Origin of the sequence: Burkholderia sp. WSM2232, from assembly GCF_000472545.1 — a bacterium.
Lineage (GTDB): Bacteria > Pseudomonadota > Gammaproteobacteria > Burkholderiales > Burkholderiaceae > Paraburkholderia.
In genome coordinates, this window is the sequence record NZ_AWZV01000006.1 from 65,473 (window position 1) to 78,473 (window position 13,001).

Annotated in this window: 11 protein-coding genes; 3 read left to right on the top strand and 8 right to left on the bottom strand. The window is 63.2% G+C overall.

What is annotated here, in order from left to right:
* The first annotated feature begins 144 nt into the window (after positions 1 to 144).
* Positions 145 to 306 carry a hypothetical protein gene (locus tag F757_RS36075; RefSeq protein WP_198021347.1) on the top strand — a complete coding sequence of 54 codons (162 nt, stop codon included), beginning with the start codon at positions 145 to 147 and terminating at the stop codon, positions 304 to 306.
* 89 nt (positions 307 to 395) lie between these two features.
* Here the strand turns inward: F757_RS36075 and F757_RS0105610 are convergent, their stop codons facing one another.
* Together F757_RS0105610 and mdeB are read right to left on the bottom strand one after the other, a co-directional pair.
* Positions 396 to 734: a hypothetical protein gene (locus F757_RS0105610; protein ID WP_027210557.1), complete on the bottom strand. Its 339-nt coding sequence runs from the start codon at positions 732 to 734 to the stop codon at positions 396 to 398.
* 146 nt (positions 735 to 880) lie between these two features.
* Entirely contained in the window at positions 881 to 3,631 is a 2,751-nt protein-coding gene (gene mdeB, locus F757_RS0105615; RefSeq protein ID WP_027210558.1) for an alpha-ketoglutarate dehydrogenase, read from the bottom strand.
* A 273-nt stretch (positions 3,632 to 3,904) separates the two neighbouring features.
* Here mdeB and F757_RS0105620 point away from each other — a divergent pair, with 273 nt between their 5' ends.
* Positions 3,905 to 4,330 (top strand): HIT family protein, encoded by a 426-nt coding sequence (locus F757_RS0105620; protein ID WP_027210559.1) that lies wholly within the window; start codon positions 3,905 to 3,907, stop codon positions 4,328 to 4,330.
* 100 nt (positions 4,331 to 4,430) lie between these two features.
* Here the strand turns inward: F757_RS0105620 and F757_RS0105625 are convergent, their stop codons facing one another.
* Positions 4,431 to 4,643 (bottom strand): hypothetical protein, encoded by a 213-nt coding sequence (locus F757_RS0105625; RefSeq protein WP_442856626.1) that lies wholly within the window; start codon positions 4,641 to 4,643, stop codon positions 4,431 to 4,433.
* Between the two features lie 464 nt (positions 4,644 to 5,107).
* On the opposite strand from F757_RS0105625, the gene sap1 reads away from it, so the two are divergent.
* Entirely contained in the window at positions 5,108 to 5,446 is a 339-nt protein-coding gene (gene sap1 / locus F757_RS0105630; RefSeq protein WP_013341000.1) for a surface attachment protein Sap1, read from the top strand.
* Positions 5,447 to 5,730: 284 nt separating this feature from the next.
* Here the strand turns inward: sap1 and F757_RS0105635 are convergent, their stop codons facing one another.
* The 5 genes from F757_RS0105635 to F757_RS0105660 form a co-directional block, all read right to left on the bottom strand.
* Positions 5,731 to 7,464 carry an IlvD/Edd family dehydratase gene (locus F757_RS0105635; protein ID WP_027210560.1) on the bottom strand — a complete coding sequence of 578 codons (1,734 nt, stop codon included), beginning with the start codon at positions 7,462 to 7,464 and terminating at the stop codon, positions 5,731 to 5,733.
* Positions 7,465 to 7,504: 40 nt separating this feature from the next.
* Positions 7,505 to 8,509, bottom strand: a complete 1,005-nt coding sequence (gene araH / locus F757_RS0105640) for an L-arabinose ABC transporter permease AraH (protein ID WP_013340998.1) — start codon at positions 8,507 to 8,509, stop codon at positions 7,505 to 7,507.
* Between the two features lie 139 nt (positions 8,510 to 8,648).
* A complete protein-coding gene (gene araG, locus F757_RS0105645) occupies positions 8,649 to 10,208 on the bottom strand; it encodes an L-arabinose ABC transporter ATP-binding protein AraG (protein WP_027210709.1) in 1,560 nt (519 codons plus the stop codon).
* 113 nt (positions 10,209 to 10,321) lie between these two features.
* On the bottom strand, positions 10,322 to 11,326 hold the full coding sequence (locus F757_RS33055; protein ID WP_035466355.1) for an arabinose ABC transporter substrate-binding protein: 1,005 nt from the start codon (positions 11,324 to 11,326) through the stop codon (positions 10,322 to 10,324).
* Between the two features lie 136 nt (positions 11,327 to 11,462).
* Entirely contained in the window at positions 11,463 to 12,911 is a 1,449-nt protein-coding gene (locus tag F757_RS0105660) for an aldehyde dehydrogenase family protein (RefSeq protein ID WP_027210561.1), read from the bottom strand.
* Positions 12,912 to 13,001: the final 90 nt, after the last annotated feature.

Below are 13,001 nucleotides of genomic sequence, written 5' to 3' on the forward strand. Positions count from 1 at the left end.
AAAAGGCGATGCGTTCATAAGGTTACTAAAACACCGCACACCGCTCCAACGCGCCACGCCATGCGGCCGCTTAACGCAGCACTTTTCTCCTGCAATGGATCGCCTACACTGGAGCAACGATGCAACCTTTCCACGGAGGCTGCCATGTCCGAATCGTTGATCGCTTACCTGCTTGGGCCGACCGTCATGCTGCTGGTCGGCGTGGCAATCTGGGCGGCGTCCCGCTATCACCAGAAGGCGGGGCCGCAAAAACTCGAGCGCTGGCTCGATACGCATTACGCGGAGTGGCTGCATCACAGGCACTGAGCGGCAACGCAAGGCGGCGCCCCAAACAGAAAGGCCGTCGCGGCGAGCGACGGCCTTTCTGTCTGCAATGCACGGTCATGGCGCGCGGCTTACCACCTGGGCGCGGGGTCCGCATATTCGTACTGGCGCGGCGGCGCTTCACACGCGACATACGCGCGCTGGTACTGGTCATAGCAGTAGCCCGGCGGCGGGCCGGAGTATGCCGGCGCCGGTTGATAAGCCGGCTGCGCGTACACAGGTTGCGCATACACGGGCTGCTGATAGGCCACCACCGGCGCCGGATTCAATATTGACGTGACCACCGCACCGAGCACGGCGCCGCCGATCAGCGCGCCGACCACATTACCGCCGTCATGGCCATGAGCCGACGCTTGTCCGGCGACGCTCAAGCTGCCCGCCATCACCAAAGCCACTGCTAACTTTTTCATTTTTCGCTCCCGCCGTTCAGGCATGGAACGAATTGTCGGCGACGCGCGCAGAAATAGATGCTGCAAGTGGTAACGGCACATTACCCGTGTAACCGGCACGGGCAACGTCGCGGGGCCGGTCTGCCGCCGCGGGCGCCCGCCGCGGCTCACCGTTGCCAGGACGCCGCCTGCACCGGCGCATCGCCGTAGTACTTGCGCCGCGCATCGCTCAACACTTGCGGATGAATCGCGCCGTCGTCCGCCAGCGCTTTCAGCGCGGCCAGCACCACAGCCTTGCGATCGACCTCAAAGAACTCGCGCAGCGCCGCACGGGTATCGCTGCGGCCGAAGCCGTCGGTGCCGAGCGTCACATACCGGCGAGGCACGTACGCCCGAATCAGCTCCGGCACGGCGCGCACATAATCGGTAGCGGCGACAATCGGCCCTTGCGAGTTGCCGAGTACTTGCGTCACGTACGGAGCTTGCGCCGACGGCTCTCCGTAGCGCGCGAGGCGCTCCGCCGCCATGCCGTCGCGCTGCAATTCGCTGAAGCTCGTCACGCTCCACACGGCCGCGGCGATCTGCCAGTCCTCTTCGAGCATGCGCTGCGCCGCGATGACCTCGCCGAGAATCGCTCCGGACCCGAGCAACTGGACCTGTGCCGCCGCCCTCTCCCCGGCATGCGCGGACAGCGCGTAGATGCCCTTGAGAATGCCTTCGCGCACGGCGCCCAAGTCGCCGCCCGGGGCGCCAGGCTGAGGGTAGTTCTCGTTCATCACCGTCACGTAATAGAACATGTCGCGCTGACGCTCGACCATCTCGCGCATGCCTTCGTCGACGATTACCGCTACTTCATAAGCGAACGCGGGGTCGTACGCCCGGCAGTTCGGAATGGTCGATGCCGCCAGGTGGCTCGAGCCGTCCTGATGCTGCAAGCCCTCGCCGCCGAGCGTCGTCTTGCCCGAAGTCGCGCCGATCAGAAAGCCGCGAGCGCGCTGGTCCGCCGCCGCCCAGATGAGGTCGCCGATACGCTGAAAGCCGAACATCGAGTAGTAGATGTAGAACGGCAACATGGGCAGATCGTGCACGCTGTACGACGTGGCGGCCGCGATCCACGACGACACCGCGCCCGCCTCCGAGATCCCCTCCTCCAGAATCTGCCCTTGCGTGTCCTCACGGTAATAGAGCATGGAGCCAAGATCCTCTGGCTCGTACAACTGGCCGAGCGGCGAGTAGATGCCGACCTGCCGGAACATGTTGGCCATGCCGAAGGTGCGCGCCTCGTCGGCGACGATCGGCACGATGCGCGGCCCCACTGCGGCGTCTTTCAGGAGCGCCGTCAACATGCGCACAAGGGCCATGGTCGTGGACATCTCGCGGCCGTTGGATTCCAGCGCGAATTGGCTCCAGGAGGACATCGGAGGGACGATCAGCCCCTGCGATGCAACTCTCCGCCTTCTGGGCAGATAGCCTCCGAGAGCAGCCCGGCGAGCATGCAGGTATTGCATCTCGGGGCTGTCTTCCGCGGGTTTGTAAAACTTCAGCTGTTCGACGTCAGCATCCGTGAGCGGCAGGCGGAAGCGGTCGCGAAACGCCTTCAGGTCGTCGTAATCGAGCTTCTTCTGCTGATGCGTGGTCATGCGGCCCTGCCCGGCCGTACCCATGCCGAAGCCCTTCATGGTCTTCGCGAGAATCACGGTGGGTTGGCCGCGATGCTCGAGCGCCTTCGCATAAGCGGCGTGCAGCTTGCGCACGTCGTGGCCGCCGCGCTTCAGGCGGTCGATATCGCCGTCGCTCAATTGCGCGGCGAGCGCGGTCAGTTCGGCGTTCTGGCCGAAGAAGCGCTCGCGGTTATAGGCGCCGTCGTTGGCCGAGAAGGTCTGGAACTGGCCGTCGACGGTATGCGCGAATGCGCGCAGCAACGCACCGCTGCTATCGCGCGCGAACAGCGCGTCCCAGTCCGAACCCCAGATCACCTTGATGACATTCCAGCCGGCGCCCGTGAAATGCGCCTCCAGTTCGTCGATGATGCGGCCGTTGCTGCGCACCGGGCCGTCCAGACGCTGCAAGTTGCAGTTGATCACGAACACGAGGTTGTCGAGCCCTTCGCGCGCGGCCAGTGACAAAGCGCCGGTCGACTCCGGCTCGTCCATCTCGCCGTCGCCGAAAAAGCCCCACACCTTGCGCCCTTCGGTTTGCGCGAGGCCGCGATTCGCGAGGTAGCGCATGAAGCGCGCCTGGTAAATCGCGTTGATCGGACCAATGCCCATCGAGCCAGTGGGAAACTGCCAGAAATCCGGCATCAGCCACGGATGCGGATACGAACACAGGCCGGGCCCGCTGATCTCCCGGCGGTAGTGCTGCAGGTTCTCTTCCGACAGGAAGCCTTCCAGATACGCCCGTGCATACACACCCGGCGACGAGTGCGGCTGGAAGTACACCAGATCGCCGCTGCCCTCGCCTGCTCGCTCGCTGGCGCCCGGTGCCGACGCCCGGAAGAAATGGTTGAAGCCGACCTCGAACAGATCCGCCGCCGATGCGTAGCTCGCGATATGTCCGCCGAGTTCGCCATACGCCTTGTTCGCGCGCACTACCATCGCCAGCGCGTTCCAGCGCAGTGCGGCAGCAAGCCGCTCCTCGAGTTCGAGATTGCCCGGATAGCGCGGCTGCTCTTCTGCCGAAATCGTGTTGCGGTATGGCGTGACGTTGGTGCGCGTGGATTCGACGCCGAGCGAGGCGGCATGGCTCGCCAGCCTGTCGAAGAGAAACTGCGCGCGCTCGCGGCCTACGTGTTCGACTACAGCGTCCAGCGCCTCCAGCCACTCGGCGGTTTCCTGCGGATCGGCGTCCACTGCCGCCGCGGCGCGTTCGCCGTGCAAAGACCGCAATTGCTCTTTACCGCTGGATAAATCCGTCATGGCACCACTCCCGCATCGACACGTTCTGCTCAGGATCGAGTGAGTCAATGGTACTTGCGGATCCGCAAAATGAGCATCTCTTTTGCTTGGCAAGCGGCCGCCGGATAGCCTGTTTGTTCTGTAATTTGAATATTTATCAGAATTTTTACTCTGCACCTCCCGGATCCAAAGCGTCGCCATCGGCACGGTCAGCCGCCCGCAGCGGGACGCACGCATCCGCCGCCAACCCGGCGCGCAAGGCAGAATTGCGATGACCCAACCGGAGAAAAAGCGATGAAGTATGACGACAGCAATCCGTTCGTGAAGATTCTGCGTGGCGAACTACCGTGTATCAAAGTCGCGGAAAACGATGCGGCGCTCGCCTTCATGGACCTGATGCCGCAAGCCGACGGACATCTGCTCGTGGTACCGAAGGAGGCCGCCGCGGAAATATTCGATCTGTCGGACGCGGCGACGGTCGCGTGCATACGCATGACGCAGAAGCTCGCCATCGCCGTGCGCGCTGCCTTGCGCCCGGACGGCGTGTTCATCGGCCAGTTCAACGGCGCGGCGGCGGGCCAGACGGTGCCGCACGTGCACTTTCATATCATTCCGCGCTGGGAAGGTCAGCCGTTGCACATGCACGCACGCGAGGTCGCCGACGCGGACACGCTCGAAGCGCTCGCCAAACGCATTCGCGCCCATTGGCGCGCCGACTGACGGGCCAGTTGGCTGGCCAGCTGGCAGGCCAATTGACGGGCCGCGCTGCTAAGGCGCGGCGCGCCCCACGTCGCACGTTGACGAAGGGGCACGGCGCCGCTTACAGCCTGTGCCGCGACCGCCGCAACGGATGACGCCAGTCGAGCCGCCGCGGCTTGGCGTGCATGGGCCGCATGTCGTGCAAATGGCGATGTTCCTGCCACAATTCGTCGGAGAAAAGAAACGCGACGATGATTAGCGGTAGAACGAGAAAAACGCCCAGAATCACGTTCTCGATCACGGCGGCCTCCGTTTGCGCGAGCATTGATTTCATTCTAGAGCACCGCACGTACCCGCACTGCGCACCATCCGCGCATTACGCTCGCTGTATAGCGCAAGCAACGCTGGCATTATTTGTTTTCTGCAACTGCCGTGTTATTTCGTCGTCACGAGCCGGTTATGCGCATGACTTTGTGTGCAACGCACCAAGCACGCCGACAGTTGTAGTAAATCGCTTAAATCGAATATCGCGTTTACGCTAATGCGGCCGGCAAACGCTTACTGGTGAAAGCGCCGAACGGTACTAGTCGTTTAGTTATCCGTGTTAGTTTGCCCGCTTTATAGCGCTGCCTAAGGCTTAGGCAGGTGCGGCGCCCAGTGCGACAATTCGCCGCTGTTGCAACCGCACACAAGATGTGCTTGTTGTTCTTCGCCGTTCTCCTAGAGTGCAAGGTGCGGGTTAGACGATGGAGTTAAATACATAGCTAACCTGAGCATTTGGCCCGCACCGGAGGAACTATGAAAACTCGACTCGCCCTTGTTTTCGCCATTGCAAGTCTGGCTGCCGCAACCGTTCAGGCGCAAGACGTCGTGATCAAGCCGCAGCAAACCATTCAGTTCAAGGCCAACGCATACGGCTGTTTGTCCAAGGACAAACTCGACGCCGTCAATCAGCACGCGCAGGCGGGTGAACAGCAGAAGATGCAGGAATTCTTCTCCGGCTACCAATGCGTTTCCACGCCGGAGAATTCGAGCTTCCGCGTCGTGCGCGTGGTCGGTCACGACTTCGAGTTCGTGAATGCGAGCAATAGCGATACGCAAGGCCTTTGGGCGAACGATCGGTTTATCAAGCAATAGGGCTTTTCCGGCACACCGGTGCAATGACGTTCCGGCAAAGCGCCGGAACGCAGCGTGCATTAGCTGATTCTCTGGCCTGAAAAACCGGAGACGGTGAGCTTGCAATTAAAAATCGGCGGGACACTGTTATTGATGTGTCGGGCCGATTTTTTCGTTTTCGGCCGGCGTATTGCGCAAGTCGATAAAAGCGAAAAAAACCGATGCGGCATGTGATCCGCATCGGCAGTACGCCTTCTCGCAAAGCGCAGAAAACACCGTTTATCTCGTCGATTCGCTCACGCCGTTCAGTGAGAATCGCGCGGCACCGGCGCGCCGCTCGATCCGACGAGGAAGTCCAGATCCGCACCCTGGTCGGCCTGCAACACGTGCTCTACATAGAGTTTGTAATAGCCGCGCTTGGGCGACTCGGGAGCCTGCCATGCGGCGCGCCGGCGCTCGAGTTCCTCGTCGCTTACTTCCAGGTGCAGGCGCCGCGCTTGCACGTCGAGTTCGATCATGTCGCCGGTCTGCACGAGCGCAAGCGGGCCGCCCGCGGCTGCCTCGGGCGACACGTGCAGCACCACTGCGCCGTACGCCGTGCCGCTCATGCGTCCATCGGAAATGCGCACCATGTCCGTAATGCCTTTTTGCAACACCTTCTTCGGCAACGGCATGTTGCCCACTTCCGCAAAACCCGGATAACCCTTCGGCCCCGCGCCCTTGAGCACCATGATGCAGTTTTCGTCGATGTCGAGCGACTCGTCGTCTATCTTCGCGTGCAGTTCCTCGATGTTCTCGAACACCACCGCACGGCCGCGATGCTGGAGCAGTTCCGCAGTGGCGGCCGAGGGTTTGATCACTGCGCCGTTCGGCGCCAGATTGCCCTTGAGAACCGCGATGCCCGCCTTCGGCTTGAACGGCTCTTCGAATCGGGTGATGACCTTCTCGTCGTAATTCTGCGCGTTGCGCACGTTGTCCCAGATGGTCTTTCCGTTCACCGTGAGCGCCTCGCGGTGCAGCAGACCCTGCTCGCCGAGTTGCTTCAGCACTGCCGGCAAACCGCCTGCATAGTAGAAGTCTTCCATCAGGTATTCGCCCGACGGCTGCAGATTCACGAGACACGGCACGTTCGAGCCGAGCTCCCAGTCGTCCAGCGAAAGCTCCACGCCAATCCGCTTGGCGAGCGCGATCAGATGCACGACCGCGTTCGTCGAACCGCCAATCGCCGCGTTCGTGCGGATCGCGTTTTCGAATGCCTGGCGCGTGAGAATCTTGTCCATCGTCAGGTCCTCGCGAACCATGTCGACAATGCGCCGGCCGGCCAGGTGCGCGAGCACCTGACGGCGCGCGTCGACGGCGGGAATCGCCGCGTTGTGCGGCAAGCCCATGCCGAGCGATTCGACCATCGAGGCCATCGTCGAAGCCGTGCCCATCGTCATGCAATGGCCGCGCGAGCGGTTCATGCACGACTCAGCCTCGGTGAATTCCTCCTGCGTCATGGTACCGGCGCGCACTTCCTCGGACATCTGCCAGACGCCGGTGCCCGAGCCGATGTGCTTGCCGCGAAAGCGTCCGTTCAGCATCGGCCCGCCCGATACCGCGAGCGCGGGCAGATTGCACGACGCCGCGCCCATCAGCAGTGCGGGTGTGGTCTTGTCGCAGCCGACCAGCAGAATCACGCCATCCATCGGATTGCCGCGGATCGATTCCTCCACATCCATTGAAGCGAGGTTGCGAAACAACATGGCCGTGGGCCGCAAATTCGTTTCCCCGAGCGACATCACCGGAAACTCGAGCGGCAAACCGCCTGCTTCGTGCACGCCTTTTTTCACATACTCGGCGAGCTCGCGGAAATGCGCGTTGCAAGGCGTGAGTTCCGACCACGTATTGCAGATGCCGATAACCGGGCGTCCGTCGAATTCGTCGTGCGGAATGCCCTGGTTTTTCATCCACGAGCGATGCAGAAAGCCGTCGCGGTCCTTGAGGCCGAACCACGCCTGGCTGCGCAGCGGCTTTTTAGTCTGGTTGGAATCAGCCATGAAATCTCCTGTTGGCAAACGTGTAGAAGCGGGGCGCCTGTCAGTGCACGCGCTTGCTGCGGCGAAACTGGTCGAACAGCACCGCAAGCAGCAGAATCCCGCCGCGAATCAGGTATTGATAGAACGTCGGCACGTTCATGAGGCTCATCGCGTCCTGCACCGAGCCCATGATCAGCACGCCGACCAGCACACCGGAAATCGTCGCGACGCCACCCGTCAGCGACACGCCGCCGAGCACGCACGCGGAAATCACACCGAGCTCGAGGCCGACCGACGTTTTGGGATCGCCTAGACTCATGCGCGACGCAAGCATCACGCCCGCAAAGCCCGTGACGAGACCTTGCAGGACGAACACCGTGATCTTGATGCGCGTGACGGGCAGACCCGCGAGCAGCGCCGCTTCGCTATTGCCGCCGACCGCCAGCACGTTCTTGCCGAACACGGTCTTTTTCAGCAGAAAGCCGAACAGCACGAAGCCGATGATGTTGCTCCAGATCGGATACGAAATGCCGAGAAACGAGCCGCCGCCCAGGTCGAAGAATCGTTCTTCCGAAATCATCACTGCGTCGCCGCTCGAGGTGATGTAGGCAAGGCCGCGCACGACTTCCATCATTGCGAGCGTGACGATCAGCGAGTTGATCTTGTAGCGCGCGACCAGCACGCCGTTCACGAGCCCGACTGCGCCGCCCGCGAGCACGCCCGCGGCCACGCCGAGCAGCACGCTATGGGTCGCCGTAATCAATGTCGACGCCACCACGCCCGCAAAGGCCACGATCGACGCGACCGACAGATCGACTTCGCCAAGCGCGAGCACGAACATCATCGTCACGGAGATCGAGCCGATCAGCGTGACGGAAAGCAGCAGGCCCTGAATGTTTCGTGAACTCAGGAAGTCCGGCACGGTGAACGACAGCACCGCGAACAGAATGATGAACACCATCACGATGCCGGACTTGTTGATCAGATCCCACGTGCGCGCTGCGCGCGCGCTCAGGCCCGCCGATGCGACGGCCGGCGTGGAGGATTCGGTTGAAGGTGTGTTCATGGTGTGTGTTCCGTTTCAATGCCGCTGTTTTTGTCAGCGACGCGATTCAGTTTCGTGTTTCCAGCTGCGTGCTTTCTGGTGCTTACTTCTGTGTGTGCGTTCTGTTGCGTTGTTCCGACCGTGAGGCGAGCGCGCGGCTCTAGCGGGGCAGGGCTAGTTTGATGAGCGCATCGGGCGTGGCCTGCGCTTTCGGCAGATCGCCGACAAGCCGTCCTTCCTTCATCACGATCACGCGATCCGTCACGCCGATCACTTCCGCCAGATCGCTCGACACGACGATCACCGTGCGGCCCGCTTCAGCAAGCCCGTACAGCAGCCCGTAAATTTCGCTGCGCGCGCCCACGTCGATGCCGCGCGTGGGCTCGTCCATCAGAAACACGTCGATCTGTTCCGCGAGCCAGCGCGACAGAATGACCTTCTGCTGATTGCCGCCCGACAGCGTGCCGATCGGCGTCTCGCCGTTGCGCGTCTTGATGGCGAGCTTGCCGATGAACTCCTTCGCGGTCTGCGCTTCCTTGCGGCCGTTGAGCACGTTGAAGCGGCTGAAATGCCGGCGGCAACTGATATTGAGGTTGTCCGATACCGAAGCGATCGAAACAATGCCTTCCTGCTTGCGGTCTTCGGGACACAGCGCGACGCCCGCGCGCACTGCATCGCGCGGCGTGGCGAAACGCACAGGCTTGCCTTTGAGCATGATGTCGCCGGCCGTCGGCTTGACCGCGCCGTAGATGAGCTTCATCAACTCGGAGCGCCCCGCGCCCACTAGCCCGAAGAAACCGACAATCTCGCCCTTGCGCGCGGAGAAGGTGGCGGGTTCACGCAGCCCAAGGCCCATGAGTCCCTTCACGTCAAGTTGCACGTCGCCGAGTTCGCGCGTGCGATAGCCGTACACGTCGGCAATCGAGCGGCCCACCATGCAGCTGATCAGGCGGTCGCGGTCGAGCCCGGCACCCGCGTCGAACGTGTCGATGCGGCGGCCGTCGCGGAACACGGTTACGCGGTCGCACAACTCATAGACCTCGTCCATGCGATGCGTGACGTAAATGATCGCGCGGCCTTCGGCGCGCAATGCGCGGATGATCCGGAACAGTTGCGTGGTCTCGCGCGACGATAGGGAACTGGTCGGTTCGTCGAATGCAATCACGCGCGCGTCGCGCATCAGCGCCTTGCCGATCTCGATCATCTGCCGCTGGCCAATGGACAGATTCTTCACCTGCTGCGACGGGTCGATCTTCTCGCCGAGCCGTTCGAGTTCACGCACCGCGCGCGCAACCAGCGCTTTTTCGTCCAGTACCCCGAAGCGATTGGGCAGCGCGCCCAGCATCAGATTTTCCGCGACCGTCAGCTCCGGAACCAGATGCAATTCCTGATAGATGATCGCAACGCCCGCTGCAATGGCCGCCTTTGTCGTCGTGAACTGCTGCTCGACGCCGCCGAGCGACAGCGTGCCCGCCGCTGGCTGATTCACGCCCGAGAGCACCTTGAGCAGCGTCGATTTGCCCGCGCCGTTCTCGCCCATCAGTCCGTGCACTTCGCCGCGCCGCACTTCGAGCGACACCTGGTCGAGCGCGAGCACGCCGGGAAAGCGCACGGTGATGCCGTCCAGTTGCAGGTACGGCTCGGTGGAGGCGAGCGCAGACGAAGGCGCTGGCACCGCCTCGGCATTGCCAGCGGAAGACGCAGTATGGGAAGACATCATCGAAAAAACCTCAGTGGTGGACAACGGTGCGGGCCGCCCCCGCTTCACGCGAAAGGCGAGAAGCGGGGAGAGAAGCGCGGCGCGACCCGCCGCGTGCGGAAGTCGAACCGGGCTTAGATGCCGAGTTCCTTGCGCACGTCCTGCCAGTTGCTGCGAACCATCAGCTTGCCGGTGGTTTGCGTGTCGGCAGGCGGCTGCTTGCCGCTCTTGATCCACTCGACGAGGTTCTCCGTGCTTTCGCGGCCATGCATCGTCGAGCTCACGGCGATCGTGCCGTAGAAGCCGGTCGGCTCCTTCTTCTGGAATTCGGCAAAGGCTTCGCCCGCCCCGTTGATGCCGACGCCGATCACGTCCGCCGCCGGAATATGCAACTGCTCGGTAGCGCGCACGCCGCCCAGCACGCTTTCCTCGTTCAGCGCGAAAATCACCCACTTCTTGATGTTCGGATGCTGCGCGAGCACCGGCGACGAGGCGTTGAAGCCGCCTTCGTCGTCGGTCGTCTTTTGCGGGGCGTCGAAAATGTTCTCTTTCTTGAAGCCGCCGGCGAGCAGCGTTTGCGTCGCGCCGTCGGTGCGCAGCTTCGCGGTCGGCAGTTCGTAGTTCGTGATGCGCAGCGCGCCGACTTCTTCCGGCTTCCAGCCGCGGCGCTTCATTTCGTCGCTGATCGCCTGACCGACCTGGTTGCCGATCTTGAAGGCGGACATGCCCAGGTGCGGCACATTGGCGAGCGGCTTGCCGGTCGAATCGACCAGTTGGTCGTCGACGGTCACGAACTTCATGTTGTAGCGCTTGGCTCGCGCCTGGATCGCGGGTCCGAGGCGCACGTCGGGCGCGCAGATCACGAAGCCCTTCGCGCCTTGCGCGCCGAGATTGTCGATGGCGGACAGCACTTTTTCGCCGTCCGGCGTGCCGATGTTCACCACCGAAAAGCCGTCCTTCTGACCCAGCGCGGTCGCCGCTTTCTGTTCGTTGATGAACCATGCCTGTTCCGGCATCTTCACGAGGAAGCCGACCTTGAGCGGCTGGTCGGCGTGCGCGGAAAGCTGCATCGCGAAGGGCGCGGCAAGGGTGGCCGCCGCAATTGCGGTCAGCGTCAAACGGCGAAGCTTGCTGGTCATGTCTGTCTCCTGAGGTTGAAAAGCTGCATTGATTTCGTTTGTGTGCAGCGAGGCGATACACGGCGTTAGCCGGGGCGTACAAAGCAGTTCAGCGAATCGGGGCCTGCGGCGGCCATACGCGTGCGAATTCTCACGATCAACCCGCCACGTAAGCCGTTTTCACGGCGGTCCAGAATGCGGCGTCCGTCGAGCCGTACGCGGACGCCTTGCGGCCGCTGGCGGGCGCGTGATGCTCGACCGCCGTGGTTGGAAGATTGATCGTGACGAGACCGGCATGCACGTGGCGGCGAAAATGCCGCGCCCGCGAAAGCGAGCGCGTGCAGATGCCGGCGCACAGGCCATAGGCGGTGTCGTTCGCGAGATGCAACGCGTGTTCGTAATCGTCGGCACGCAGCACGACGGCGAGCGGGCCAAAAATTTCCTCGCGGGCAATACGGTGCTCGGCTTCGCCCGCAAACAGCGCCGGCTCGAAGAAGTAACCGCGCGTCGTGCGTTCGAGCCGCCGGCCGCCATGCAGTAGTTGCGCGCCTTCCTGCGCCGCGATCCGGAGGTAGTCGAGATTGCGCTCGAGCTGCGCGGCGTTCGCGACCGGACCCATGTCGGTGCCGTGCTTGAGCGCATGGTCGACGGTGAGTTTGGCGAGCTTCGCCCGCAAGGCGTCGATAAACGGCTCGTACAGCGCGCGTTCGACGATCAGCCGCGCCGCCGCCGTGCTGCGCTGGCCGGTCGAGCCGTAGGCGCCGGTCAACGCGGCATCCACGGCTATGTCGAGATCGGCGTCGGCCAGCACGACGAACGGGTTCTTGCCGCCCATCTCCAGTTGCACGCGCGCCTGGCGGGCTGCGGCGGCTTGCAGCACGCGTGTGCCGGTTTCCGCCGAACCGCTGAAACTGATACCGGCTACGAGCGGATGCGCGACGATCCGCGCGCCGACCTGCCGGCCGCTGCCCATCACCAGATTGAACACGCCGGCCGGCAAGCCCACGCGGCTCACAATGGACGCCAGCGCCGCCGCGCAAGCGGGCGTGGACTCGGCCGGTTTGAACACGACGCAATTGCCATGCGCAAGCGCCGCGCCGATTTTTGCGGCGGCCGTGGCGAGCGGCGCGCTCCAGGGCGCGATGATGCCGACCACGCCGAGCGGTTCGCGCGTCATGTCGATCTCGACACCGGCGCGGGACGAGGCGACCGGCTCCGAGTACGCGCGCTGCGCATCGGCGGCGAACAGCTTGAAGGTTTGGCCTGCGCGCGTGGCTTCGGCCAGCGCCTCGGGCAAGGTCTTGCCGACCTCGCGCGCCAGCAGCCGGCCGAGTTCGTCGCGGCGCGCGAGCATTTCGCTGCCGATTGCGTCGAGCGCGTCCGCGCGACGCTGGCCCGAGCTCAGCGACCATTCGCCGAAAGCGGCGTTGGCCGCCTCGATCGCGCTGTCGGTCTGCCGCACGTCGGCCCGGACATATTCCCCGACGATGTCGTCAAAGTCCGACGGATTGAGCGACACGCCGGTGGTCGCGCCCGTTTCCCAGCCGCCATTGATGTAATGGCGCAGCGGGCTGGCAACGAGCGGGACGAGCGGATCGCGGTTCATCGACGGAATGGCGCCATATGAGAAGCCTGAAAGTCCACGAATGGTATGAGCGGGCGCAATAACTTTCCAATCCCTTTTTCGGCTACCCCG